At 69.1% G+C, this 26,253-nt stretch carries 20 protein-coding genes, 2 tRNA genes and 1 pseudogene; 4 read left to right on the top strand and 19 right to left on the bottom strand.

What is annotated here, in order from left to right:
- Positions 1-1,055: pseudogene (locus ACZ6BB_RS08375) on the top strand (collagen-like protein); the annotation flags it as partial.
- 118 nt (positions 1,056-1,173) lie between these two features.
- On the opposite strand, the gene ACZ6BB_RS08370 reads toward ACZ6BB_RS08375, so the two are convergent.
- From ACZ6BB_RS08370 to ACZ6BB_RS08360, 3 genes are read right to left on the bottom strand one after another with little or no spacing between them, the layout of a single operon-like run.
- Positions 1,174-1,584 carry an arsenate reductase ArsC gene (locus tag ACZ6BB_RS08370; protein WP_471614510.1) on the bottom strand — a complete coding sequence of 137 codons (411 nt, stop codon included), beginning with the start codon at positions 1,582-1,584 and terminating at the stop codon, positions 1,174-1,176.
- 24 nt (positions 1,585-1,608) lie between these two features.
- Positions 1,609-2,349: an aquaporin gene (locus ACZ6BB_RS08365; protein ID WP_471614509.1), complete on the bottom strand. Its 741-nt coding sequence runs from the start codon at positions 2,347-2,349 to the stop codon at positions 1,609-1,611.
- Entirely contained in the window at positions 2,346-2,723 is a 378-nt protein-coding gene (locus tag ACZ6BB_RS08360) for an ArsR/SmtB family transcription factor (RefSeq protein WP_471614508.1), read from the bottom strand. The genes ACZ6BB_RS08365 and ACZ6BB_RS08360 overlap by 4 nt, the downstream gene beginning before the upstream one ends.
- Positions 2,724-2,826: 103 nt before the next feature.
- On the opposite strand from ACZ6BB_RS08360, the gene arsM reads away from it, so the two are divergent.
- A complete protein-coding gene (gene arsM, locus ACZ6BB_RS08355) occupies positions 2,827-3,717 on the top strand; it encodes an arsenite methyltransferase (protein ID WP_471614507.1) in 891 nt (296 codons plus the stop codon).
- A 115-nt stretch (positions 3,718-3,832) separates the two neighbouring features.
- Here the strand turns inward: arsM and ACZ6BB_RS08350 are convergent, their stop codons facing one another.
- From ACZ6BB_RS08350 to ACZ6BB_RS08300, 11 genes are all read right to left on the bottom strand, one after another.
- Positions 3,833-5,785 carry a TIGR03960 family B12-binding radical SAM protein gene (locus tag ACZ6BB_RS08350; RefSeq protein ID WP_471614506.1) on the bottom strand — a complete coding sequence of 651 codons (1,953 nt, stop codon included), beginning with the start codon at positions 5,783-5,785 and terminating at the stop codon, positions 3,833-3,835.
- A 189-nt stretch (positions 5,786-5,974) separates the two neighbouring features.
- A complete protein-coding gene (locus tag ACZ6BB_RS08345) occupies positions 5,975-7,504 on the bottom strand; it encodes a CYTH and CHAD domain-containing protein (RefSeq protein ID WP_471614505.1) in 1,530 nt (509 codons plus the stop codon).
- A gap of 90 nt (positions 7,505-7,594) precedes the next feature.
- Positions 7,595-8,791: a rod shape-determining protein RodA gene (rodA, locus tag ACZ6BB_RS08340; protein WP_471614504.1), complete on the bottom strand. Its 1,197-nt coding sequence runs from the start codon at positions 8,789-8,791 to the stop codon at positions 7,595-7,597.
- Positions 8,788-11,112 carry a penicillin-binding protein 2 gene (mrdA, locus tag ACZ6BB_RS08335; protein ID WP_471614503.1) on the bottom strand — a complete coding sequence of 775 codons (2,325 nt, stop codon included), beginning with the start codon at positions 11,110-11,112 and terminating at the stop codon, positions 8,788-8,790. Before mrdA ends, rodA begins: the two co-directional genes overlap by 4 nt.
- A gap of 120 nt (positions 11,113-11,232) precedes the next feature.
- Positions 11,233-11,904 carry a rod shape-determining protein MreD gene (gene mreD / locus ACZ6BB_RS08330; RefSeq protein ID WP_471614502.1) on the bottom strand — a complete coding sequence of 224 codons (672 nt, stop codon included), beginning with the start codon at positions 11,902-11,904 and terminating at the stop codon, positions 11,233-11,235.
- A 37-nt stretch (positions 11,905-11,941) separates the two neighbouring features.
- Positions 11,942-12,886 (bottom strand): rod shape-determining protein MreC, encoded by a 945-nt coding sequence (gene mreC / locus ACZ6BB_RS08325; protein WP_471614501.1) that lies wholly within the window; start codon positions 12,884-12,886, stop codon positions 11,942-11,944.
- Between the two features lie 174 nt (positions 12,887-13,060).
- A complete protein-coding gene (locus tag ACZ6BB_RS08320; protein WP_004931372.1) occupies positions 13,061-14,080 on the bottom strand; it encodes a rod shape-determining protein in 1,020 nt (339 codons plus the stop codon).
- A gap of 370 nt (positions 14,081-14,450) precedes the next feature.
- Positions 14,451-14,864 (bottom strand): nucleoside-diphosphate kinase, encoded by a 414-nt coding sequence (ndk, locus tag ACZ6BB_RS08315; protein ID WP_005479351.1) that lies wholly within the window; start codon positions 14,862-14,864, stop codon positions 14,451-14,453.
- A 119-nt stretch (positions 14,865-14,983) separates the two neighbouring features.
- Positions 14,984-15,337, bottom strand: a complete 354-nt coding sequence (locus tag ACZ6BB_RS08310) for a DUF4233 domain-containing protein (protein ID WP_471614500.1) — start codon at positions 15,335-15,337, stop codon at positions 14,984-14,986.
- A gap of 10 nt (positions 15,338-15,347) precedes the next feature.
- Complete coding sequence (folC, locus tag ACZ6BB_RS08305; protein ID WP_471614726.1) at positions 15,348-16,838, bottom strand: bifunctional tetrahydrofolate synthase/dihydrofolate synthase; 1,491 nt, start codon at positions 16,836-16,838, stop codon at positions 15,348-15,350.
- 231 nt (positions 16,839-17,069) lie between these two features.
- Positions 17,070-19,700, bottom strand: a complete 2,631-nt coding sequence (locus tag ACZ6BB_RS08300) for a valine--tRNA ligase (RefSeq protein WP_471614499.1) — start codon at positions 19,698-19,700, stop codon at positions 17,070-17,072.
- Between the two features lie 137 nt (positions 19,701-19,837).
- Here ACZ6BB_RS08300 and ACZ6BB_RS08295 point away from each other — a divergent pair, with 137 nt between their 5' ends.
- Positions 19,838-20,785: a hypothetical protein gene (locus ACZ6BB_RS08295; RefSeq protein ID WP_471614498.1), complete on the top strand. Its 948-nt coding sequence runs from the start codon at positions 19,838-19,840 to the stop codon at positions 20,783-20,785.
- 265 nt (positions 20,786-21,050) lie between these two features.
- Here the strand turns inward: ACZ6BB_RS08295 and clpX are convergent, their stop codons facing one another.
- The 5 genes from clpX to ACZ6BB_RS08270 all read right to left on the bottom strand — a co-directional run bounded on the left by clpX (position 21,051) and on the right by ACZ6BB_RS08270 (position 25,881).
- Positions 21,051-22,337, bottom strand: coding sequence for an ATP-dependent Clp protease ATP-binding subunit ClpX (gene clpX, locus ACZ6BB_RS08290; RefSeq protein WP_013003579.1), 1,287 nt, complete (start codon positions 22,335-22,337; stop codon positions 21,051-21,053).
- 203 nt (positions 22,338-22,540) lie between these two features.
- The gene (locus tag ACZ6BB_RS08285) at positions 22,541-23,221 is read right to left on the bottom strand and encodes an ATP-dependent Clp protease proteolytic subunit (protein ID WP_471614497.1); all 681 of its coding nucleotides are present in this window, start codon (positions 23,219-23,221) and stop codon (positions 22,541-22,543) included.
- A gap of 79 nt (positions 23,222-23,300) precedes the next feature.
- Positions 23,301-23,915 (bottom strand): ATP-dependent Clp protease proteolytic subunit, encoded by a 615-nt coding sequence (locus tag ACZ6BB_RS08280; protein WP_383896464.1) that lies wholly within the window; start codon positions 23,913-23,915, stop codon positions 23,301-23,303.
- Between the two features lie 292 nt (positions 23,916-24,207).
- Complete coding sequence (tig, locus tag ACZ6BB_RS08275; RefSeq protein ID WP_471614496.1) at positions 24,208-25,608, bottom strand: trigger factor; 1,401 nt, start codon at positions 25,606-25,608, stop codon at positions 24,208-24,210.
- A gap of 196 nt (positions 25,609-25,804) precedes the next feature.
- A tRNA-Pro gene (locus tag ACZ6BB_RS08270) sits at positions 25,805-25,881 on the bottom strand.
- A gap of 177 nt (positions 25,882-26,058) precedes the next feature.
- Between ACZ6BB_RS08270 and ACZ6BB_RS08265 the strand changes: the two genes are divergently transcribed.
- Positions 26,059-26,132, top strand: a tRNA-Gly gene (locus tag ACZ6BB_RS08265).
- The last annotated feature ends 121 nt before the right edge of the window (positions 26,133-26,253 follow it).

The following is a 26,253-nucleotide window of genomic DNA, read 5'->3' as shown; positions in this document are numbered from 1 at the left end:
CCGGACCCACCGGACCGACGGGCGCAGACGGCATCGCCGGACCCACCGGACCGACGGGCGCAGACGGCATCGCCGGACCCACCGGACCGACGGGCGCAGACGGCATCGCCGGACCCACCGGACCGACGGGCGCAGACGGCATCGCCGGACCCACCGGACCCACCGGCCCCGCCGGGGCGGGAGCCACGGGAGCCACCGGAGCCACGGGCGCCACCGGGGCCACGGGCGCCACCGGAGCGACCGGTGCCACCGGGCCCGTCGGTACCTGCTCCGACATCGACGCGGTGCAGGACTCGAAGAATCTCGAGTTCCGGGTCGCACTGGCCAACGGGCGGGTCTTCGCCGGCATCCGCGACCTGACGGGCGCCGCCACCCACCCGTTCCTGTGGACCGACCTCAGCACCCACCCCAACTTCCCCTCGGGCGGCCGTGATTCACAGGGCCGCGAGGTCGGCTACGCCTGCGGCGTCTCCGTCAACACCCACGCCTACACCGGACGCGGGCAGAACGAGACGGGCAAGGACCACGGCCAGGGCACGAGCACGAGCACGGGGCATGGCCAGAGCACGGGCGAGAGCCACGACCAGGGTCAGGCCCAGAACACGGGTCAGTACCAGGGCACGGGCCAGGGCCAGAACACCGGTCAGTACCAGAACACCGGCCAGGGCCAGAACACCGGCCAGTACCAGAACACCGGTCAGAGCCACGCCGAGAACGCGAGTCAGGGCCACGCCCAGGGCACGGGCACGGAGTACACCCAGGGCACCGGTCAGGACACCGGCAGGGACGACTCCCAGGGCCGCGGCGGGGACAAGGGCCAGAGCAAGGGCGACCACGCGGGCGCCGACAAGGGCCTCGTCAAGTTCAACGTCGTCACCACCGTGGGCCAGATCTGGGAGACCACCTGCGTGCCGGTCGACACGACGCCGCACGCCACCCTGAACTGCGACGACGCCCAGGGCAACCCGCGCCCCTGGCTCAGGGTCGAACTCCAGCCCTCGGAGAGCATCATCAACGGCGGCTCCACCGTCACACCCCGCGTGACAGGCCGATAGGACACGAACAGGGGTGTCCGGAGATCGGCCGACCCGACCTCCGGACACCCCTTCCCCGCCGAATCCCTCGCTCGGATACGGCCACGGGCACGTGTTGACCTGCACGCCGCTCAGGCGGTCAGGCGGTCAGTTCGCCTACCAGGGCGCGGATGCGGTGCTCGATCTCGTCACGGATCGGGCGGACGGCATCGACTCCCCGACCGGCCGGATCGTCGAGTCGCCAGTCGAGGTATCGCTTCCCCGGGAAGACGGGGCACGCGTCTCCGCATCCCATCGTGATGACGACATCGGACGCCTGCACGGCTTCGACCGTCAGGACCTTCGGCGTCTCGGCCGAGAGGTCGATGCCGACTTCGTTCATCGCTTCCACGACTGCCGGATTGACCGCGTCGGCGGGGGCTGAACCGGCCGAGCGAACCTCCACCTTCTCCCCGGCCAGGTGAGCGAGGAAGGCGGCAGCCATCTGTGAGCGCCCGGCGTTGTGGACGCAGACGAACAGAACGGAGGGGCGCGCGGGGGAATTACTCATGATGGACGTTCCCAGGAAGAAGGGTCAGCGAGAAGAAGCAGCAAGTGCGGTGTCGCCGTGCGGTAGGACGACATCGGTTTCGGGAGGAGCGGCGGGCCCGAAGAGCAGCGCGACCAGGCCCAGGCCCGCAGCCGCGCCCACCAGTTGAGCAGCGATGAACGGCGCGACGGAGGTCGGGGCGATCCCGGCGAAGGTGTCGGTGAACGACCGGCCGAGGGTGACCGCGGGGTTCGCGAAGGAGGTGGAGGAGGTGAACCAGTAGGCGGCCCCGATGTAGGACGCCACGGCCACCGAAGCGAATCGCCCGTGCCCCGTCCGGTTCAGGCCGAAGATCAGCAGAACCAGCCCGGCGGTGGCGACGACTTCCCCCAGCCACAGATGTCCCGCGAAGCGTTCCTGGGTGGACCACTTCACCAGAGGCTCGGCGAACATGGCATCGGCCAGGACCGCACCGGCGACGGCTCCCGTGATCTGCGCCGGAACGTACGCGGCCACCTCCCGCAGCTTCAGCCCGGCCCCGCTCCTGCGGTCGGTGAACCAGACCGCGACCGTGACGGCGGGATTGAAGTGCGCGCCGGAGACGGGCCCGAGAAGGACGATCAGCACGGCCAGGCCGAAGACCGTGGAAGTCGAGTTGGCCAGCAGCTGGACCCCCACGTCACGGGAGAGTTCGCTCGCCTGGATCCCGGAGCCGACGACCACCGCCACCAGGCCGGCCGTCCCCACCGCTTCCGCGGCGACGCGACGGGCGAGGGGCGCGTTCACGCGGTGGCCTCCGCCGTCTGCGACAGGGCCAGGAACCCGGCCAAGCGGTCGAGGGCGGCCGGCAGGATCCAGTAGTAGACCCAGGTGCCCCGGCGCTCGCAGTCGATGAGCCCCGCCTGCCGGAGCAGCTTCAGATGGTGCGAGATCGTGGGCTGCGACAGGTCGAAAGCAGGTGTCAGCTCGCACACACAGACCTCGCCGCCCTCCCGCGAAGCGATCATCGACATCAGCCGCAGACGCACCGGGTCGCCCAGGGCTTTGAAGGTCTTCGCCAGGTCGGCCGCCTGCTCCTCACCCAGCGGCGCCGAGGCCAGCCCTTCGCAGCAAGCACCGTCGCCGTCCTGGCCGAGGATCTTCAGCTCTTGATTCGACATGCCTCTATGTTGACGTTTTTCGATCCAAGGCGCAAGGTTGAATCAACGAACGTCTATACAAGCCGTTCAGGGCACCGCCATGCCCAGGCATCAAGGAGCGAATATGTCCGAGCACGCCACCGATCTACGGGAAGCCGTCCGTCGGCGCTACGCGGCAGCGGCCGTGCAGGTCGCCACAGGCGACACCACCTGTTGTGGACCTCAGCCCATCGAGGTCGACGAGAACTTCGGCTCGACCCTGTACGCCGCCGACGAGCGCGAGACCCTGCCCGCCGAGGCCGTGGCCGCCTCCCTCGGCTGCGGCAACCCCACCGCCGTCGCCGAGCTGCGCGCGGGTGACCGCGTCCTCGATCTCGGCTCGGGCGGCGGCATCGACGTCCTGCTCTCGGCCCGCCGCGTGGGCCCCACCGGCAGGGCCTACGGCCTCGACATGACCGACGAGATGCTCGCCCTGGCCCTGGCCAACGCCGAGAAGGCCGGCGCGACGAACGTCGAGTTCCTGAAGGGCACCATCGAGGCGATCCCCCTGCCGGCGAGCACCGTCGATGTCGTGATCTCCAACTGCGTGATCAACCTGTCCACCGACAAGCCCGCCGTCTTCGCCGAGACCTTTCGCGTCCTCAGGCCCGGCGGCCGGATCGGTGTGTCCGATGTGGTCGCCGACGACTCCCTGACCCCGGCCCAACGAGGTGAGCGCGGTGACCACGTCGGGTGCATCGCGGGGGCCCTCTCCTTCGAGGAGTACCGCGCTGGTCTGGAAGCGGCCGGGTTCACGGACGTCGAGATCATCCCGACGCATGCCGTCGCCGACGGCATGCACTCGGCGATCGTCCGGGCGTCCAAGCCGACGAGCCCCGAGCCCGGCATCGGGGCGCCCCCGTCGGAGTCCTGCTGCGGAGTGAACGCCTGCTGCTCCGACGCCGAGACCTCGGCAGACCCCTCCGTCGGTGTCGGCGCGGCGAAGGCGGCATCCGGTTGCGGCTGCCAGAGCTGACCCGGACACGACCGAGCCCCCTCTTGTTCAAAGAGGGGGCTCAGAAGTTCACAGAGGCCGTACTCACGTAGGAGACGGGGACGAACCCGGCCTGCGCCGCAGCGCATCACTCACCTCAGTGGCTGTGTCCGCTGATCGCCGGGTCCTTCTTGACCGTCAGCGGCAGCAGCTTCTTGCCCGTCGGGCCGATCTGGATGGAGGTGTCCATCTGGGGGCAGACGCCGCAGTCGAAGCACGGGGTCCAGCGGCAGTCCTCGACCTCGGTCTCGTCGAGGGCGTCCTGCCAGTCCTCCCAGAGCCAGTCCTTGTCGAGACCGGAGTCCAGGTGGTCCCAGGGGAGGACCTCCTCGTAGGTGCGCTCGCGCGTGGTGTACCAGTGGACGTCGACACCGAAGGCCGGGAGGGTCTTCTCGGCGCAGGCCATCCAGCGGTCGTAGGAGAAGTGCTCGCGCCAGCCGTCGAAGCGGCCGCCGTCCTCGTAGGCCGCGCGGATGACGGCGCCGATACGACGGTCGCCGCGGGACAGCAGGCCCTCGACGATGCCCGGCTTGCCGTCGTGGTAGCGGAAGCCGATGGAGCGGCCGTACTTCTTGTCGCCGCGGATCTTGTCCCGGAGCTTCTCGAGGCGCGCGTCCGTCTCCTCGGCGGAGAGCTGCGGCGCCCACTGGAACGGTGTGTGCGGCTTGGGGACGAACCCGCCGATCGAGACCGTGCAGCGGATGTCGTTCGAGCCGGAGACCTCGCGGCCCTTCTGGATGACGCGGGTCGCCATGTCGGCGATCTGGAGGACGTCCTCGTCCGTCTCCGTCGGCAGGCCGCACATGAAGTACAGCTTCACCTGGCGCCAGCCGTTGCCGTACGCGGTGGAGACCGTCCGGATCAGGTCCTCCTCCGAGACCATCTTGTTGATGACCTTGCGCATGCGCTCCGAGCCGCCCTCGGGGGCGAAGGTGAGGCCGGAGCGACGGCCGTTGCGGGTCAGTTCGTTCGCCAGGTCCACGTTGAAGGCGTCCACGCGGGTCGAGGGGAGGGACAGGCCGATCTTGTCCTCCTCGTACCGGTCGGCGAGGCCCTTGGCGATGTCGCCGATCTCGCTGTGGTCGGCGGAGGAGAGGGAGAGCAGGCCGACCTCCTCGAAACCGGTCGCCTTGAGGCCCTTCTCGACCATCTCGCCGATGCCCGTGATGGAACGCTCGCGGACCGGGCGGGTGATCATGCCCGCCTGGCAGAAACGGCAGCCGCGCGTGCAGCCGCGGAAGATCTCCACCGACATGCGCTCGTGGACCGTCTCGGCGAGCGGTACCAGGGGCTGCTTGGGGTACGGCCACTCGTCCAGGTCCATGACGGTGTGCTTGGACACCCGCCACGGGACGCCGGACCTGTTCGGTACGACGCGGCCGATGCGGCCGTCGGGCAGGTACTCCACGTCGTAGAACGCCGGGATGTACACCGATCCCGTCTTCGCGAGACGGAAGAGGACCTCTTCGCGCCCGCCGGGCCGGCCCTCCGCCTTCCACGCGCGGATGATCTCGGTCATGTCGAGCACGGCCTGCTCGCCGTCGCCGATGATCGCCGCGTCGATGAAGTCGGCGATCGGCTCGGGATTGAAGGCCGCGTGTCCGCCGGCCAGGACGATCGGGTCGTCGACCGTGCGGTCCTTGGCCTCCAGGGGGATCCCGGCCAGGTCCAGCGCGGTCAGCATGTTCGTGTAGCCCAGCTCCGTGGAGAAGGACAGACCGAACACGTCGAAGGCCTTCACCGGCCGGTGGCTGTCGACGGTGAACTGCGGGACGCCGTGCTCCCGCATCAGCGCCTCCAGGTCCGGCCAGACGCTGTACGTGCGCTCGGCCAGCACGCCCTCGCGCTCGTTCAGGACCTCGTAGAGGATCATGACGCCCTGGTTGGGCAGACCGACCTCGTACGCGTCCGGGTACATGAGCGCCCAGCGGACGTCCGCGGACTCCCAGGGCTTGACGGTGGAGTTGAGCTCACCGCCCACGTACTGGATCGGCTTCTGCACATGCGGCAGCAGGGCCTCTAGCTGTGGGAAGACCGACTCGACAGACATCGCGGAGGTTACCTTCGTGAGCGGACGGGGGGTGACCATCTAGCGTAACGCCCCCGGAGACACCCCTCGCACGCCCAGTCGCCGGCAGCCCACCGCCCCCACCGCCGATCCGGCCCGTCGCCTGCCGTCAGCCGTCCGCCGTCAGCTGCCAGCTGCCAGCCGTGAACTCTCAGCCGCCAGCCCGGCCGCCTAGAAGGGCAGGCCGTCGCGGATCTTCGCCCAGGTCGACGGCAGCGCCCCCTCCGCCAGCTCCGCCCGCCGTTCCTCCCTGCCGTACAGCACCCCGTACGTGAACGCGCTCTCCCCCGGCGCCGCATGGGCCTGGTGGGCCAGCTCGCGCAGGGCCTCGCGGGCCATCACGCTGTCCTGGTGGTCGCCCAGGAGGCTCTGCAGGGACTTCATGTCCTTGACGAGCGCCTTGGCCGGCTTGCCCAGCAGCGGATGCGCCGCCTCGGCCGCGTACCGGGTGCGCTTGGTCTTCTTGCGGGCCTCGTGCATGGCGAGGTCACGGTCCGCTCCGGGCGGCTGCGCCAGGGCCTCCTCCACCAGCGCCGCCACCTTGCCGACGTCCTTCCGGAGCGCCTTGGTGATCACCTTCTCGGCATCGCCCTCGGCCGCCGCGAGCAGCGGCGGGTCCGCGAGCACGGCGTCGAGGGAGGCCAGCAGGGCCAGGTACCGCGGCCCGTCCAGCGCGTCGATCAGCCCGCGCCGGGGGCCCGTGTGGCCGTCCTTCTCCGACCAGGCGCGCAGCCGTGCGTGGACCGGACCGGTCACCAGGCTCTCGGGAAGGGCGTCCAGTGCCTCGGTGAGCCGTTCCGTCAGGACCTCCTGGTCACGGTCGACGCCCAGCTCCCCCGCCAGCCACTTCAGCTCCTCGCCGATCGGGTCCGTGACGGTCCGGTCGAGCACCTTCCCGAACGACTTGAAGGTGCTGCGCAGCCGGCGCGTGGCGACCCGCATGCTGTGGACGGAGTCGAAGACGTCCCGGCGGACGGCCGGATCGAGTTCGACGATCGCGTCGAGCTGGACGCGGATGTAGGCGAGGACATGATCACCGGGGGTGACGGGCTTGCCCGGAACCGTTGCCTCGGCCTTCTTCCGGCCCTTCTTCCTCTCCTTCTTGGAGGCCGTCTCCTGCAGCGCCCTGGCCAGTTTCGAGGGCGAGTCCGACGGCCGGACACCCGACTTGCGCAGCTTGTTGTCGACCTTGTCGAGGAAGGCCGGGTCACCGTCGTCGGCGAGTTCGATCTCGATCTCGGACCACTGGGCGGTCCGGCCGTCCTCGGTGAGCCGCTCGGCGATCACGGCGTCGACGCTGACCTCGGCGAGGAGGGTGCCGTCCGCGTCGAGGAGTTCGCTGACGTCGCGCGTGGAGAGGAGGCGGACCAGCGGGACCAGTTCGGCTTCCCGGACCCGGGAACGCACGAGTGCCGCGAGTTCGTCCGGCAGGGTGTCGGACAGCGGGGCCCGGATCTCGTCCCGTACCCCCGCGGCGACGGGGAGCTTCAGATGCCAGCCCGCGTCACTGCCGCCCGTGCGGCGCCGCAGGGTGACGGCGGCGGCGGCCAGGCGTTCGTCGGGAGTGTCGTAGTAGACGGCGTCCAGCTCCGCCACACCCTTGTCGACGACCCTCGCGACCCCGGCCACACCGGTGAGATCGGGCAGGCCGCTCTCGTCGGACTCGTACTTCCGCTCGATCTCACGCTTGGTGTCCGCCATGAAATGAATCTAGTCCTCCTTCGGGTAAAGGGGCAGACCACCGTGCTCCTGGAGGAGGACGGAAGCCTGCCCCGAGGACAGTGCGGAGCCCTAGGCGGACATCGGGCGCTCCACCCGGATGGACTGCAGCAGCCCCACCGCCACCCACACCGCGAACATCGACGATCCGCCGTACGACACGAAGGGCAGGGGCAGTCCCGCCACCGGCATGATGCCGAGGGTCATCCCGATGTTCTCGAAGGACTGGAAGGCGAACCAGGCGATGATGCCGCCGGCGACGATCGTGCCGTACAGCTCGGTCGTCTCACGGGCGATACGGCATGCCCGCCACAGGACGACACCGAGCAGCAGGATGATCAGTCCGGCGCCCACGAAGCCCAGCTCCTCCCCCGCCACCGTGAAGACGAAGTCGGTCTGCTGCTCGGGCACGAACTGTCCGGTGGTCTGCGAGCCCTTGAACAGCCCCGTGCCGAGCAGTCCGCCGGAGCCGATGGCGATGCGGGCCTGGTTGGTGTTGTAGCCGACGCCGGCCGGGTCGAGCTCGGGGTTGGCGAAGGCCGCGAAGCGGTTGATCTGGTACTCGTCGAGCACCCCGAGCTGCCAGACGGCGATGGCGCCCATCGCGCCCGTGCCGATGAGGCCGAGGACCCACCGGTTGGAGGAACCGGAGGTGAGCAGGACGCCCAGGACGATGACCACCATGACCATGACCGAGCCGAGGTCGGGCATCAGCAGGACGATCAGTATCGGTACGGCCGCGAGGCCGAGGGCCTGCACGACCGTGCGGTGGTCGGGATGGGGTTTGTCACCCGCGTCCACCCGGGCCGCCAGCAGCATCGCCATGCCCAGGATGATCGTGATCTTCACGAACTCGGAGGGCTGGAGCGAGAAGCCGCCGCCGATGACGATCCAGGCGTGGGCGCCGTTGATCGTCGCGCCCAGCGGGGTGAGCACCAGCAGGATCAGCAGGACCGAGATGCCGTACAGGATGGGTACGGCCGTGCGCAGGGTGCGGTGGCCGAGCCAGACCGTGCCGATCATCAGGGCGAAGCCGATGCCGGTGTTGAGCAGGTGCCGGAGGAGGAAGTAGTACGGATCGCCCTGGTTGAGTTCGGTGCGGTTGCGCGTCGCCGAGTAGACGAGGGCGGCACCGATCAGGGAGAGCGCGATGGCCGAGAACAGTATCGGCCAGTCGAGTCGGCGGGCGAGCGAGTCACGGGCGAACAGCCGGGTCCAGCCGGAGCGCTCGGGCCCGTACCCGGAGACGGAGAAGCTGTTGCCGGTCATACGGACGTCCTCCGCCCCGTGCCGCTCCCGCGGCGGTCTCTGCCGCTGCCTGTACGCCGTCGGCCGCGGCCCGTGCGTCGGCGTGCGGCGCGGTTGCCGCTGCCGCCGCGTGCACTGACCACCGCCGGGGGGCCGTCGAAGGACACCGGCCGGACGGCGGGTCCGGCGGCGACGGTCTGGGTGCCGTCCTCCGCGGCGTCCTTCTCCGTCTTCTTCGGCGGGTAGGTGCCCAGCTTCGGGCTGTCGATCGAACCGTCGGACTCGATCTTCGGCAGACCCTTCTGGGGGGTGGGCAGCAACGCGTTCTTCTTGTTGATCTCGCCGTCCTCGGAGACGCCGTACAGCGCGTTGTAGAGCTTGCGCACGGCGGGGGCCGAGGCACCGGAACCCGTACCACCCTGGGAGATCGTCATGACGATCGAGTAGTCCTTGGTGTACGTGGCGAACCAGGACGTCGTCTGCTTGCCGTAGACCTCGGCCGTACCGGTCTTGGCGTGCATGGGGATCTTGTCCTGCGGCCAGCCCTGGAAGCGCCAGGCGGCCGTACCGCGGGTCGCGACTCCTTCGAGGGCTTCGTCTATCTCGTCGTGCGTCTTCTTCGTCATCGGCAGTCGGCCGTGCGACTTGGGGGCGATCTCCCGCACGTTCTTGCCGTCGGCGCTGATGACGGCCTTGCCGACGGTGGGGTCGTAGAGGGTGCCGCCGTTGGAGATGGCCGCGTAGATGGTGGCCATCTGGATGGGGGTGACGAGGGTGTCGCCCTGGCCGATGGAGTAGTTGACGGAGTCACCGGCGCGCATGCGGTTGCCTTCCAGGCAGTTCTCGTACGCGATCTGCTCGGCGTACGTGCCGCCCTTCTTGCCGTACTTGCACCAGGCGCCCTTGTTGGCCTTCCAGTAGTCCAGCTTCCACTTGCGGTCCGGGATGCGGCCGGCGACCTCGTTGGGCAGGTCGATGCCGGTCTCCGCGCCGAGGCCGAACTGGTGGGCCGTCTTGTAGAACCAGTTGTTGGCGCCCTTCTTGGGCTTGATGCCTCCGTCGCGCTTCCACTCCTCGTGGGCGAGGCGGTAGAAGACGGTGTCGCAGGAGACCTCCAGGGCCTTGCCGAGGCTGATGCCGCCGTGGCTCTGGGACTCGAAGTTCTTGAAGACCTGGCCGCCGATCGAGTACGAACTGGAGCACTCGTAGGGGCCGTTGAAGGAGTAGCCGGCGTTCACCGCGGCGGCCGTCGGGACCACCTTGAAGATGGAGCCGGGGGCCGACTGGCCCTGGATCGCGCGGTTCAGCAGCGGGTAGTTGGACTTCTTGCCGGTGAGCCTGGCGTAGTCCTTGGCGGAGATGCCGCCGACCCAGGCGTTCGGGTCGTAGTCCGGGTTGGAGGCCATGGCGACGACGCGGCCGGTCTTGGCCTCCATCACGACGACGGCGCCGGAGTCGGCCTTGTAGTTCGTGCCCGTGTTGCGGTCGTTCTGCTTGCGGGCCTCCTTCATCGCCTCGTTGAGTTCGTACTCGGCGATGCGCTGCACGCGGGCGTCGACGCTGGTGACCAGGTTGGCGCCGGGCTGGGCGGGGTCGGCCTCGGCCTCACCGATGACGCGGCCGAGGTTGTCGACCTCGTAGCGGGTGACGCCGGCCTTGCCGCGCAGTTCCTTGTCGTACTGCCGCTCCAGGCCGGAGCGGCCGACCTGGTCGGAGCGCAGATACGGCGAGTCGGTGTCCTGGGCCTTGGTGATCTCCTCGTCGGTGACCGGCGAGAGGTAGCCGAGGACCTGCGAGGTCTTGGAGCCGCCGGGGCTGGCGTACCGGCGGACGGCCTGCGGTTCGGCGGTGATGCCGGGGAAGTCCTCGGAGCGCTCGCGGATCTGCAGGGCCTGCTTGGCGGTGGCCTCGTCGGTGATGGGGATCGGCTGGTAGGGCGAGCCGTTCCAGCAGGGCTGGGGCGTCTCGGAGTCGCAGAGGCGGACCTTGTCCATGACGTCCTGGGGCTTCATGTCCAGGACGCCGGCAAGCTTGGTGAGGACGGCCTTGCCGTCGTCGTCCATCTTCAGCAGGTCGGTGCGGGAGGCGGAGACGACCAGCCGGGTCTCGTTGTCCGCGATCGGCACTCCGCGGGCGTCCAGGATCGAGCCGCGCACGGCGGGCTGGACGACCTGCTGGACGTGGTTGCCGGAGGCCTCCTTGGCGTACGCGTCGCCCTCGCGGATCTGGAGGTACCAGAGGCGGCCGCCGAGGGTGCCGAGGAGGGAGAAGACGAGGATCTGGATGATGACGAGCCGGATCTGGACCCGTGGTGTCCGCCCGGTCTCCGGGATGTTGGTCACTGCCTGTCTCCCCCTCTCAGTACGTGTGCGGGTGGTGCTCGTGCGGGCCGTGCGCGGAGTGCTGGTACATGGGGTACACCGCCCGGCTGTGATCGGTTCCCGAATCCCCTAGCCGTGCCGTCACAGCCGCTTGACCCCCTTGATGCGCCCCGCCCTGGCCATCCGTGAGCGCGCGGCCTTGATGCGCAGTCCGCCGCGCTGGTTGCCGATGCGCAGTCCCGTGCCGGAGGAGAGCCAGCCGGAGGCGACGTCGGACGTCTTGGCGGTACCGCCGGTCTCCGCGAGCGGGTCGTTGTCGGCGCGACGGGCGAGCGACATGACGCCGGGGACGACGAAGGGCGCGAGCAGCAGATCGTAGAGCGCGGCGGTGAACAGCAGGCTGGGCAGGCCGACGTGGCGGGCCGCGTCGTCACCGACGAGGGCGCCGACACCGGCGTACAGCAGGGTCGCGCCGAGGGCGGCCACGACGACCACGGCCATGGGGCCGGTCGCCGACTTCAGCCGGCCCGTCTCCGGCTTCGCCAGGCCGGCGAGGTAGCCGATGACGCACAGGACGAGGGCGTACCGTCCGGCCGCGTGGTCGGCGGGTGGCGCGAGGTCGGAGAGCAGGCCGGCGCCGAAGCCGATGAGGGCGCCGCCGACATGGCCGTAGACCATGGCGAGGCCGAGCACGGTGAGGAGCACCAGGTCCGGTACGGCGCCCGGGAGATGGAGTCTGGCGAGGACGCTCACCTGGATCACCAGGGCGACGATCACCAGGGTGGTGGAGAGCAGCATCCGGTTGAAGCGCATCAGGGGGTCAGCTCCTACTGTCCTACGTCTACTGCTCTTACGGCTGTCCGTCGGCGCCTTCGGCGAGTTCGTCCGCGCCCGGGGTGACCGTCACCGTCACGGTCGGGGTGGGCGTGGCCTTCGGCCGGTTCGGCAGGACGGTGTCGCGCGGGTCCTTGCGGGGCGGCTGGACGACGACGCCGACGATGTCGAGCTGGGTGAAGGAGACGAACGGCTTGACGTAGATCGTGCGGGTGAGGTCGCCGCCGGAGGGGTCGACGCGGGAGACGAGACCGACCGGGACGCCGGGTACGAACGGCTTGTCGGCCTGGGAGCCGAAGGTGACGAGGCGGTCGCCCGCCTTCACCTTGGCCTTGCCGTTGAGGAGTTCGACGCGCAGCGGGCGGTCTCCCTGGCCGGAGGCGAAACCGAGTTCGTCCGTGGACTCCATACGGGTGCCGACGGTGAAGTCGGGGTCGTTGGCGAGGAGCACGGTCGCGGTGTTCGGTCCGACGGTGGTGACGCGGCCGACGAGCCCGTCGCCGTTGAGGACGGTCATGTCGCGGGTGACGCCGTCGTCGCGGCCGATGTCGATGGTGACGGTCCAGGAGAAGCCCTGGGCCGCTCCTATGGCGATGACCTCGGCGCCCTTGATGCCGTAGCGGCCGTTCGCGGCGGTCTTGAGGATCTTGTCGAGCTGCTCGCTCCGGCTGCGGTTGCGGTCGTCGCTGCCGAGGGACGCCTTCAGTTCGGCGTTCTCCTTCTCCAGCGCGGCGAGGCGGTCGTGGCGGGAGCCCGATGCACGGACAGCGCTTATGGCGTTGCCGATGGGGTCCACGGCGGTCGACACGCCGTCCTCGATCGGGCCGAAGACGGTGGCGGCTCCACGTCGGGCACCGTCGACCGGTGAGTCCTCCCCGCCGCGGATGTCGACCGTGATCAGCGCGAACGCGACGGCGATCAGCAGCACCAGGAGCAGCCGGCTCTCTCGTGTGTCCCTCACGTGCGGCGGCCGTGCCTTCCTCATAGGAATTCGACAGGAATGGGGGAATTCGGGTAGCCCCTGGGAATCCCGGGACGGGAACGACAGGGGCGCTTTGTGGGAGCTTATGCCTCGATATCAACGATCCGCCGCACGAGAAGAGAACGTCCCGTACGGCGGAATCGAAGTGTTACCTCATCTGCGGGGCTGGGCGTCGAGCACCTGCTGCAATGCCTCGAACTCCTCGACGCACTTGCCGGAGCCGAGCGCCACGCTGTCCAGCGGGTCCTCGGCGATGTGGATCGGCATTCCGGTCTCCCGGCGCAGCCGCTCGTCGAGACCGCGGAGCAGGGCGCCGCCGCCGGTCAGGACGATGCCACGGTCCATGATGTCGCCGGAGAGTTCCGGCGGGCACTTGTCGAGGGTCGTCTTGACGGCATCGACGATGGCGTTGACGGGTTCCTCGATCGCCTTCCGCACTTCCGCGGCGGAGATGACGACGGTCTTGGGCAGCCCGGACACCAGGTCCCGGCCGCGGATTTCGGTGTGTTCGTCAGCGTCGAGGTCGTACGCCGAACCGATCGTGATCTTGATCTGTTCGGCCGTCCGCTCACCGAGGAGGAGCGAGTACTCCTTCTTGATGTGCTGGATGATCGCGTTGTCCAACTCGTCGCCCGCGACGCGGATGGACTGGGCGGTGACGATGCCGCCGAGGGAGATGACCGCGACCTCCGTGGTGCCGCCGCCGATGTCCACCACCATGTTGCCCGTGGCCTCGTGGACCGGCAGGCCGGAGCCGATGGCCGCGGCCATGGGCTCCTCGATGATGTGCACCTGACGGGCGCCCGCCTGGGAGGACGCCTCGATCACGGCGCGGCGCTCGACACCGGTGATGCCGGACGGCACGCAGACGACGACTCGGGGACGGGCGAGATAGCGCCGCTTGTGGATCTTCAGGATGAAGTAGCGGAGCATCCGCTCGGTGATCTCGAAGTCGGCGATGACACCGTCCTTCAGCGGACGCACGGCAACGATGTTGCCCGGCGTCCGCCCGATCATCTTCTTGGCCTCCGCGCCGACCGCGAGAATTCCACCGGTGTTGGTGTTGATCGCGACGACGGACGGCTCGTTCAGTACGATCCCGCGACCCCTGACGTACACCAGCGTGTTGGCGGTCCCGAGGTCGACAGCCATGTCACGGCCGATGAACGACATTGAGTTCCCCATCAGGATTCGTGTGGCCTTCCCAAGTGGAGCGCTGACGGCTTTTGAGAGCTTTTCAGGCTTTTCGGGTCGGCGAAGTGGGTGCTGTGACGTGAAGGCTTACATCGTAGTCTCGCCCGCACGAACACTGCGCGAGGGTCTTCGCCATTGTGGGCATGCGATGCGCCCCCTCGCCTCTGGAGACGATCCATCGGGGGTGCGCGTTCCCCCGATCGCCGCGCATATGCCGTTGTACGGCCGGATTCTGCACGGGATGGCTGGTCAACCGGGGTAGGCCGGATGGGTGGTGGCCGAGTGTCACCAACAGGGTAAGGGCGGCGGGGACGGGACTGATCACCGGCCCCCGCCGTCGGGCATGTCGTTACGCGCGCCCGGGGAAGAAGATCTTCACCTCGCGTTCGGCGGACTCCTCGGAGTCCGACGCGTGGATCAGGTTCTCGCGCACGATCACGCCGTAGTCGCCACGGATGGAACCGGGCTGCGCGGCGATCGGGTCGGTCGGGCCGGCCAGCGCCCGCACCCCTTCGATGACACGCTCACCCTCGACGATCAGCGCGACGACCGGACCGGAGGCCATGAACGCGACGAGCGGCTCGTAGAACGGCTTGCCCTTGTGCTCACCGTAGTGCTGCTCCAGCGTGTCCTGGTCCAGGGTCCGCTGCTCCAGCGCGGTGATCTGCCAGCCGGCCTTCCGCTCGATACGGCTGATGATCTCGCCGGTCAGGCCACGCCGGACGGCGTCGGGCTTGAGCAGGACGAGGGTGCGCTGGCTCACGGTGGTGACTCCTTCAATTCACACGGGTGCGGAGCTCAGAGGCTACAGGGCGCGTCCGATCCGGTGTCACGCAGCGTCAGGAAGGCGGACCGCCCCCGCCCCCACCGCGCCCGCCCCGGCTAGGAGGCTCCGGCCTCGGTGGCCGCCTGGGCCGCGAACCGGGCCTTCGCCTCGTCGACCTTGCGTCCGTAGTGCACCGAGGCCCACCACAGCGCCGCGAAGACCGCGCCCAGGAAGAACATGGTCGGGACGACGAAACCGGAGAGGATCAGCGCGATCTGCAGGGCCCAGCCGAGCTGGACGCCGCCGGGCCGGGTGACGAGGCCGCACAGCAGCACGCACAGGAACATGGCGATGCCGCTGACCGTCCAGACCGTCGACATGGTCAGGTCCGGATCCTTCATCGCGACCAGACCCGCGAAGCCGATCACGAAGAACTCGCCGATCAGGGTCGAAGCACAGAGGGTACGCATGTCGTGGAACTCAGCCCTTCCCCAGCAGCAGCCGGGCCTCGCCGACGGTGATGACGGAACCGGTGACGAGGACGCCACCGCCCGTGAACTCGCCCTCCTCCTCGGCGAGCGTGATCGCCGCCTCCAGGGCGTCCGGCAGCCGCGGTTCGACCTGCACCCGCTCCTCCCCGAACACCTCGACCGCGATCGAGGCCAGCTCGTCGGCGTCCATCGCCCGGTGGCTGGAGTTCTGCGTGATCACCACCTCGGCGAAGATCGGCTCGAAGGCCTCCAGGAGACCCCGTACGTTCTTGTCGCCACTGGCGCCGACCACACCGATGAGCCGGCTGAAGTCGAACGCCTCTCCGACCGCCTCGGCCGTGGCCCGCGCGCCGGCCGGATTGTGGGCCGCGTCGAGCACGACGGTCGGGGACCGGCGCACGACTTCGAGACGCCCCGGCGAGGACACCGACGCGAACGCCTTGCGGACCGTTTCCAGGTCGAGCGGCTCCGGACGCTGCGAGCCGACGCCGAAGAACGCCTCGACCGCGGCGAGGGCCACGGCCGCGTTGTGCGCCTGGTACGGGCCGTGCAACGGAAGATAGACCTCCGGGTACTCGCCGCCGAGCCCGCGCAGGGTGAGCATCTGCCCGCCGACCGCCACCTGCCGCGCGACGACACCGAACTCCAGGCCCTCCCGGGCCACCGTCGCGTCGACCTCCACGGCCTTCTTCAGCATCACCTGCGCCGCGTCCACCGGCTGCTGCGCCAGGATCACGGTCGCGTCCTGCTTGACGATCCCGGCCTTCTCCACGGCGATCTCGGCGGGTGTCGTCCCCAGCCGGTCGGTGTGGTCGAGGTCGATGGGGGTGACCACGGCCACGTCCCCGTCGATGACGTTGGTGGCGTCCCAGGTACCGCCCATGCCGACCTCGACGACCGCCACGTCCACGGGCGCGTCCGCGAAGGCGGCGTACGCCATGCCGGTCAGCACCTCGAAGAAGGAGAGCCGGTACTCCTGCTGGGCGTCGACCATCTCGATGTACGGCTTGATGTCCTCGTACGTCTCGACGAACCGCTCGGCGGAGATCGGGGCCCCGTCCAGACTGATGCGCTCGGTGATCGACTGGACGTGCGGCGAGGTGTACCGGCCGGTGCGCAGCTCGAAGGCGCCGAGGAGGGCCTCGATCATACGGGCGGTGGAGGTCTTGCCGTTGGTGCCGGTGATGTGGATGGAGGGGTACGAGCGCTGGGGCTCGCCCAGGACGTCCATCAGGGCGGCGATCCGGGTGACCGAGGGCTCCAGCTTGGTCTCGCCCCAGCGGCCGGCCAGTTCCGTCTCGACCCCGCGCAGCGCCTTGTCGACGGCCGGGTCGGTGGGGCGGGCCGGTACGTCGGCCTGCGCCGCGCCACCCTGGGCACGCAGGGTACGACTGCCGGCCTCGATCACCGCGAGGTCCGGATCCCGGTCGGTCTCCGCGGCGATGATCTCCTCGAACGGGTCGATCGGCTCGGGCTGCATGTCACTGCGTTCGCTCACGGGGCCCAGTCTACGGACCGGGCGCCCCGGAGCTCGGGGGTACCCGCTGCGGGGCGACTCCGGGTGGTGTGTGGCCGGTCGCGCGATTCCCCGCGCCGCTCGAGGAACCGGCGGTTGCCGGGCCCCCACCCGACCGCGTCCGGGGGGCGCCCCCGCCCAGCAGAAGGCCCCGGCGCCATGGAAGCACCGGGGCCTTCGCGCACCTGCGGACGGCTACGCCTTCGGGAGGCGGTCCAGCTGGGCGGCGATACGGGCGATGTCCTCGTCCGCCTTCGCGAGGCGGCCTCGGATCTTGTCCACCACCTGATCGGGCGCCTTCGCGAGGAACGCCTCGTTGCCGAGCTTGGCCGCGGCCTGGGCCTTCTCCTTCTCGGCCGCCGCGAGGTCCTTCGCGAGGCGCTTGCGCTCGGCGGCGACGTCGATGACACCGGAGAGGTCGAGCGCGACCTCGGCGCCCGCCACCGGCAGGGTCGCGGTCGCCGAGAAGCCCTCGCCCTCGGGCTGAAGGCGCAGCAGCTGACGGATCGCGGCCTCGTGCGGCGCCAGGACCGTACCGTCGAGCGTGAGGCGGGCCGGGACGCGCTGGCCGGGCTGGAGGCCCTGGTCGGCGCGGAAGCGGCGGACCTCGGTGACGACCTGCTGGACCAGTTCGATCTCGCGCTCGGCGGCGTCGTCGCGGAAGCCACTGTCCTTGGGCCAGTCGGCGATGACCAGGGACTCGCCACCGGTCAGCGTGGTCCACAGGGTGTCCGTGACGAACGGGACGACCGGGTGGAGCAGGCGCAGCGTGACGTCCAGGACCTCGCCCAGGACCCGCTTGCTGACCTCGGCCGGCTCGCCGCCCGCCTGGAACGTCGTCTTGGACAGCTCGACGTACCAGTCGAAGACCTCGTCCCACGCGAAGTGGAAGAGGGCGTCACTGAGCTTGGCGAACTGGAAGTCCTCGTAGTACGCGTCGACCTGCTCGACCGTCTCGCCCAGACGGGCGAGGATCCAGCGGTCGGTCGCCGAGAGCTTCGAGACCTCCGGCAGGGGGCCCTCGACCGTCGCGCCGTTCATCAGCGCGAAGCGGGTGGCGTTCCAGATCTTGTTGGCGAAGTTGCGGGAGGCCTGGACCCAGTCCTCGCCGATCGGGACGTCGGTGCCCGGGTTGGCGCCGCGCGCGAGGGTGAAACGGAGCGCGTCGGAGCCGTACTTGTCCATCCAGTCGAGCGGGTCGACGACGTTGCCGAAGGACTTCGACATCTTCTTGCCGCGCTCGTCGCGGACCAGGCCGGTCAGCGCGATGGTCCTGAAGGGGACCTCGCCGTCCATCGCGTAGAGGCCGAACATCATCATCCGGGCGACCCAGAAGAAGATGATGTCGTGGCCGGTGAGCAGGACGTCGGTGGAGTAGAACTTCCGCAGGTCCTCGGTCTGTTCGGGCCAGCCGAGCGTGGAGAACGGCCACAGGCCGGAGGAGAACCAGGTGTCCAGGACGTCGGTGTCCTGGGTCCAGCCCTCGGCCTCCGTGCCGGGGGGCTGCTCGTCGGGGCCGACGCAGACCGTCTCGCCGTTCGGGCCGTACCAGACGGGGATGCGGTGGCCCCACCACAACTGGCGCGAGATGCACCAGTCGTACATGTTGTCGACCCAGTCGAAGTAGCGCTTCGACATCTCCTCGGGGTGGATCTTGACCCGGCCGTCGCGGACCGCGTCGCCGGCCGCCTTGGCGAGGGGCGCGACCTTGACCCACCACTGCATGGACAGGCGCGGCTCGACCGTGGTCTTGCAGCGCGAGCAGTGGCCGACGGAGTGGGTGTACGGGCGCTTCTCGGCGACGATCCGGCCCTGCGAGCGCAGCGCGCCGACGACGGCGGAACGGGCCTCGAAGCGGTCCTGGCCGAGGAAGGGGCCGTGGACGGTGATGACACCGTGCTCGTCCATGATCGTCATGGACGGCAGGTCGTGGCGCTGGCCGATGGCGAAGTCGTTCGGGTCGTGGGCGGGCGTGACCTTGACGGCGCCCGTGCCGAACTCCGGGTCGACGTGGGTGTCGGCGACGACCGGGATGGAGCGGTCGGTGAGCGGCAGCTTGATGAGCTTGCCGATGAGGTGCTGGTACCGCTCGTCGTCCGGGTGGACGGCGACGGCGGTGTCACCGAGCATCGTCTCCGCGCGGGTGGTGGCGACGACGAGGCTGTCGTCCCCCTCGCCGTAGCGGATGGAGACCAGCTCGCCGGCGTCCTCCTGGTGCTCGACCTCGATGTCGGAGATGGCCGTCAGACAGCGCGGACACCAGTTGATGATGCGCTCGGCGCGGTAGATCAACTCGTCGTCGTAGAGCCGCTTGAAGATGGTCTGGACAGCCTTGGACAGCCCTTCGTCCATGGTGAACCGCTCGCGGTCCCAGTCGACGCCGTCGCCGAGACGGCGCATCTGGCCGAGGATCTTGCCGCCGTACTCCTCCTTCCACTGCCAGACGCGCTCGACGAACTCCTCGCGCCCCAAGTCGTGGCGGGACTTGCCCTCTTCGGCGAGCTGCTGCTCGACCTTGTTCTGGGTGGCGATGCCGGCGTGGTCCATGCCGGGGAGCCACAGGGCCTCGTGACCCTGCATGCGCTTGCGGCGGGTGAGGGCGTCCATGAGGGTGTGCTGGAAGGCGTGCCCGAGGTGCAGGCTGCCGGTGACGTTCGGCGGCGGGATGACGATGGTGTACGCGGGCTTGTCGCTCTTGGCGTCGGCCGCGAAGTAACCACGCTCTACCCAGCGCTCGTACAGCGCCCCCTCTACATCGGCCGGCGCGTACTGGGTCGGCAGATCGGTGGCGGGCGCTGGAGGCTGCTGCTGAGCGTTCTCGGTCACCCGCCCAGTTTAGGGGTGTCACGGGGTGGTCCCGAAACTCGATTCTTCCGTAACGGTGTGGCCCCCGGTGCGTGGGGCCCATCGAGATTGCGCCAGGATGTCAGGAACACATAAGCATCTGGAGGGGAACCCAGACCATGAGTTACAACCAGCCGGGCCCGTACGGCGGGCAGCCCCAGCAGCCCGGACCGTACGGTCAGCCGGGCCCCTACGGCCAGCAGCCGCCGCAGGCCGCCCCCCAGCCCGGCTACGGCTACCCCCAGCAGGCGCCGCCGGCGCAGGCGGGTTACGGGTACCCCCAGCAGGCCCCCCAGGGCGTTCCGCCCCAGACCCCGCCCTACGGCCAGCCCCAGGCCCCGTACGGCCAGCAGCCGTACCCCACCGTTCCCCAGCCGCCGGTCCCCTCGGGCGGCGGCGGCAAGAAGGTCGGCATCATCGTCGGCGCGGTCGCCGTGGTGGCGGCGGTCGCGGTGGGCGCGTACCTCGTCCTCGGCGGAAGCAGCGGCGGTGCGGACATCGCGGACGACGGCCCGCACAAGCTGACCACGCCGGCGTCGGTGCTCGGTGACTACGAGAAGAGCGACAGTGGCGGCGGCGCCCTGTCCGACAGCGACATGGAGGACGCCAAGAAGTGGGGGGTGACCGACCCCAAGGACGTCAGCGCCTCGTACGTGTCCGGCAACAAGGACAACCCGCTGGCACAGAAGCAGCTTCACTTCACCGGTGTCTACGGTGAGATCGAGGACCCCGAGAAGGTCGTCGACGCCATGCTGGACCACATGCAGTCCGAGTCCGGGAAGGACGACGACGTGAAGGTCACCATGGTCGGCGACCCGAAGGCGTACGACTCCGCCGAGGGTGCCGTCCTCAAGTGCCAGGATGCCAAGATGGAGCCGAGCGACGGCAACACGAGCGGCGGTCCCAGCGTGATGAACCTGTCGTTCTGCGTGTGGGGTGACTACAGCACGGTCGGCATGGTGATGCCCATGGACATGGCGAGCATCATGGCCGAGAAGGCCACGGACCAGTCCGCCGCCGCCGACACCGCGGCGAAGCTCCGCGAGGCGGTCCGCGTCAAGGCCTGACCCAGCACGCCTCCCTACGGCTGAGGGCGGTCGGCAGAACTGGCCGGGCGCCCTCCGCACGACGAGCGGTCTCGTCACAGGCACGCACACAGGCCGCAGTCACGCGAGTTGAGAGCGACCGGTACGACTCCCGACACCGCGAGATCATCGAGGCGGCAACGACACCACCGATTCTCGATCTGCCGGCTTGAAGCAGAGGCACGCACACGGAGAGGGCGCCCGACGTGATTCGTCGGGCGCCCTCTCCGTGTGCGTGCCTGTGCTGCTACGCCGTCTTCTGCTCCCCCGGCCCCCGCCCCCGCGCATCCCGCGGGATCAGGGTCGGGTTGACGTTCGAGCGGACCACGTCCGCCGTGATGACGACCCGGGCCACGTCCTTGCGGGACGGGACCTCGTACATGACCGACATCAGGACCTCCTCCATGATGGCGCGCAGGCCGCGCGCGCCGGTCTGGCGGAGGATGGCCTGGTCGGCGATGGCTTCGAGGGCCTCGCGCTCGAAGTCCAGCTCCACACCGTCGAGTTCGAACAGGCGCTGGTACTGCTTCACCAGCGCGTTGCGCGGCTCGATGAGGATCTGGAGCAGCGCCTCGCGGTCCAGGTTGTGGACCGAGGTGATGACGGGCAGACGGCCGATGAACTCCGGGATCATGCCGAACTTGACCAGGTCCTCCGGCATGACGGCCTCGAACTGGTCCTTGGACTCCAGCTCGCGCTTGGAGCGGATCGTCGCGCCGAAGCCGATGCCCTTCGCGCCGGCCCGGGACTCGATGATCTTCTCCAGGCCGGAGAAGGCGCCGCCCACGATGAACAGGACGTTCGTCGTGTCGATCTGGATGAACTCCTGGTGCGGGTGCTTGCGGCCGCCCTGGGGCGGGACCGACGCCGTGGTCCCCTCCAGGATCTTCAACAGGGCCTGCTGGACGCCCTCGCCCGACACGTCGCGTGTGATGGAAGGGTTTTCACTCTTCCTCGCGACCTTGTCGATCTCGTCGATGTAGATGATTCCGGTCTCGGCCTTCTTGACGTCGTAGTCGGCCGCCTGGATGAGCTTCAGCAGGATGTTCTCGACGTCCTCGCCGACGTAACCGGCCTCCGTCAGCGCCGTCGCGTCCGCGATCGCGAACGGGACGTTCAGCATGCGCGCGAGGGTCTGGGCGAGGAGGGTCTTGCCCGAGCCCGTGGGGCCCAGCAGCAGGATGTTCGACTTCGCCAACTCGATGGCGTCCTCGCGGCTTTGGCCGCCGCCGTTCTCACCGGCCTGGACGCGCTTGTAGTGGTTGTACACCGCCACGGAGAGCGCCTTCTTGGCCGCCTCCTGGCCGACCACGTAGCCCTCCAGGAACTCGTAGATCTCGCGAGGCTTCGGGAGTTCCTCCCAGCGGACCTCACTGGTCTCCGCGAGTTCTTCCTCGATGATCTCGTTGCAGAGGTCGATGCACTCGTCGCAGATGTACACACCGGGCCCTGCGATGAGCTTCTTGACCTGCTTCTGGCTCTTGCCGCAGAACGAGCACTTGAGCAGATCGCCGCCGTCACCGATGCGTGCCACGGTGTGCTTCCCCTTCGCCTGGGAGTCGACTGGACCATTGGATTCCAGCGGCTCCTGGTGCTGCCTTATGTCGACGGTACCTTGCCGGGCCCCCCGTTCGGGCCCCCCTTGGCACGGTTCGCTTTGACGTGCACCTTGTCGTGCACTGGGTCAAACGGTGCCAACCATGCCAAGGGGCGGCAGACGATACATCCTTTTCGCGGTCAGCGGACGCTGTTGTTGTTCATCTTGCGCGTGGAGATGATCTGGTCGATCAGGCCGTACGACAGCGCGTCCTCGGCCGTGAGGATCTTGTCGCGCTCGATGTCCTCGCGGATCTTCTCGATCGGCGTGGTGGAGTGCTTGGCCAGCATGTCCTCCAGCTGCCCACGCATCCGGAGGATCTCGTTGGCGGCGATCTCCAGGTCGGAGACCTGACCGCGGCCCGTCTCGCTGTACGGCTGGTGGATCAGCACGCGGGCGTTCGGCAGCGCCATGCGCTTGCCCGGCGTACCGGCGGCCAGCAGGATCGCGGCGGCGGAGGCCGCCTGGCCCATGCAGACCGTCTGGATGTCGGGCTTCACGAACTGCATCGTGTCGTAGATCGCGGTGAGCGCCGTGAAGGAGCCGCCGGGGCTGTTGATGTAGACGGAGATGTCCCGGTCGGGGTCCATCGACTCCAGGCACAGCAGCTGCGCCATGACGTCGTTGGCGGAGGCGTCGTCGATCTGCACCCCGAGGAAGATCACCCGCTCCTCGAAGAGCTTCGCGTACGGGTCGTACTCACGGATGCCCTGCGAGGTGCGCTCGACGAAGCGCGGGATGACGTAACGGGACTCGGCCGTCGGGCCCGAGTACTCGGAGCGTGCGCTGTCGTAGAGGCCGCTGCCGGGGATGTCGTTCACTGTGGTCTCCTGGGAGCCTGAGAGGGGCTGAGGCGGTCGGCTGGGGGCTTCGCGGGGGTGAGGGTGGCGGCGGGTGCCGTCACTCCTGCCCGGCCCCGGTGCCGCCGCCGCCCGGCATGCCGGCGGCCGTGGGGATCACGTCGTCGATGAGCCCGTACTCCTTGGCCTCGAAGGCGTCGAACCAGCGGTCACGGTCCGAGTCACGGGTCACCTGCTCCACGGTCTGACCCGTGTGCTGGGAGGTGAGCTCCGCCATGCGCTTCTTGGTGTGCAGCAGCCGCTCGGCGTGGATCTTGATGTCCGAGGCCGAACCGGCCAGGCCGGCCGAGGGCTGGTGGATCAGGATCTCGGCGTTCGGCAGCGCGAAGCGCTTGCCGGGGGTGCCCGCGCTCAGCAGGAACTGGCCCATCGAGGCCGCGAGACCCATGGCGATGGTCACCACGTCGTTCTTGATGAACTGCATCGTGTCGTAGATCGCCATGCCGGCCGTGATGGAGCCGCCGGGGCTGTTGATGTAGAGGTAAATGTCCTTGTCGGGGTCCGCGGCAAGGAGCAGCAACTGTGCGGTGATCTTGTTGGCAATGTCGTCGTCGACCGGCTGGCCGAGGAAGATGATCCGCTCGCCAAGCAGCCGGTTGTAGACCTGGTCGCCGAGGCCACCACCGATGGAAGGCTCGCCGGCGGCGGAGGGCATCAGATTCGTCACGTATCCACCTGCTCGTCTTACGACGGCGCCGGGCCGTCTTCACGTTTCCCTTCCGGGGACCGAGCCGTTCGCCGACAGCCCAGCCCTCGTCTTCATGGACCCTAACGCGGCGGCTCCGCCGGTGAATCCCGCAAAGGGAACTGTTCGCTGTCAGCGCATGCGCTCCGCCGGGTCGAGCGGGTGCGTCGTGGCCCCCGGCCGGAGGGGGGTAGGCCGACGGGCCCCTGGGTCACAAGTGATCCAGGGGCCCGTCGGCAGCCGTTCACCCACCAGGGGGTGATCAGCCCTCGTTCTTCTCCTCGGCGGCCTCGGCGGCGGCCGGGGTCTCCTCGGTGGCCTCGGCGGAGCCCTCGGCCTCCGTCTCGTCCTCGTCGTCGTCCAGGTCGACGACCTCGCCGTTGGTGTCCTTCACCGTGGCGGACTCGACGACCAGGGCCAGGGCCTTGCCGCGGGCGACCTCGCCGACGAGGAGCTGGACCTGGTTGTTCTGGACGACGGCCTGGGCGAACTGGTCCGGGGACATGCCGGAGGAGGCCGCGCGGCGCATGAGGTGCTCGGTGAGCTCCTCCTGGTTGACGTTCAGCTTCTCCTTGGAGACCAGCTCGTCGAGGACGAACTGGGTCTTGATGCCCTTGACGGCCGCTTCCTTGGTCTCGGCGTCGAACTCCTCGACCGTCTTGCCCTGGATCTCCAGGTACTTCTCCAGGTCCAGGCCCATCTGGCCGAGCTGGTGGTGCTCCAGGTTGTGCTTGCGGGTGTTGATCTCGTCCTCGAGCAGCTTCTCGGGGACGGGCACCTCGACGATCTCCAGGAGCTTCTCGAGGACGCGCTCCTGGGCCTGGGTGGCCTGGTCGTACTGCTTCATGTTCTCCAGGCGCTTGCGGCTGTCCGCGCGCAGCTCCTCGAGGGTGTCGAACTCGGAGGCGAGCTGGGCGAACTCGTCGTCCAGGGCCGGGAGTTCACGGGCGGCGACCTGGGAGACCTTGACCGTCACCTCGGCCTCCTTGCCGGCCGCCGAGCCGCCCTTGAGCTCGGAGGCGAAGGTGGTCTCGCCACCGGCCTCCAGGCCCTTCACGGCGTCGTCGATGCCGTCCAGCAGCTCGCCGGAGCCGATGGTGTAGGAGACGCCCTCGGCGACGCCGTCCTCCAGGACCTCGCCGTCGACCTTGGCCTGAAGGTCGATCGTGACGACGTCGCCGTCCTCGGCGGCACGCTCGACCGGGGAGGTGGAGGCGAAGCGCTCGCGCAGCTGCTCGACCGCCTTCTCGACGTCCTCCTCGGTGACCTCGACGGCGTCGACCTCGACCTCGATGCCGGAGTAGTCCGGGATCTCGATGGCCGGGCGGACGTCGACCTCGGCGGTGAAGTTCAGCGTCTCGCCGTCCTTCAGCTCGGTGATGTCGACCTCGGGCTGGCCCAGGACGTTGAGCTCGGCCTCGTTGACCGCGTCGGTGTAGAACTTCGGGAGCGCGTCGTTGACCGCCTCCTCCAGCACCGCACCGCGGCCGAACCGCTGGTCGATGACGCGGGCCGGGATCTTGCCCTTGCGGAAGCCCTTCACCGTGACCTGCTGGTTGATCTTCTTGTACGCCGCGTCGAGGCTGTCCTTGAGCTCCTCGAAGGGCACCTCGATGCTGAGCCGAACCCGGGTCGGGTTCAGGGTCTCCACGGCGCTCTTCACGGTTCGGTCTCCTTGGGGGCTGACTTCTTGGGGTTCTGCTGACCTTCCCCGCCGGTGGGCGGGGCTTCAGCGGACTTCGCGGCCCTTGAGAGACGTGAGAGTGCAGACACACGGGCGCGCAGTTTGCATAGTAGCCGCAGGCGGTACACGCCCCAAAAGGTGATCTTGCCGGTGGCGGGCGCGCCTGCCGGCACGGTGGTCGGGGTGGCGGGATTTGAACCCACGGCCTTCCGCTCCCAAAGCGGACGCGCTACCAAGCTGCGCCACACCCCGTCTGGTGCGACACGTAGGGTACATGCCCGCAGGCCATGGGGTTGCCGCATTCAGCCAGTGCGCGGGCGCGTGCGACGGCGTACGAAGGACGCGGCCGGGAAGGGGTGTGCGGCGGTGGCGCCGGACCCGCTACGATGCCTTCTGTGTCGCGGTCGCCCGACCTGCGGCGCGAGCTGTGCGGGCGTAGCTCAATGGTAGAGCCCTAGTCTTCCAAACTAGCTACGCGGGTTCGATTCCCGTCGCCCGCTCCAACGGCCTCCGGCCCGGTCGAGGGACTCCCTCGACCGGGCCGGAGGCTTTTTGCCGTCTCGTGGCCGTCGGCCGGACGTGCGGCCGCGCACGGCGCGTGTTCGGGCGGTCACTCGTGCCGCG

It is taken from the genome of Streptomyces sp. NPDC041108 (genome assembly GCF_055592645.1).
Note: the sequence above shows the minus strand (reverse complement) of the source record. Positions and strands in the feature narration are given on the sequence as shown.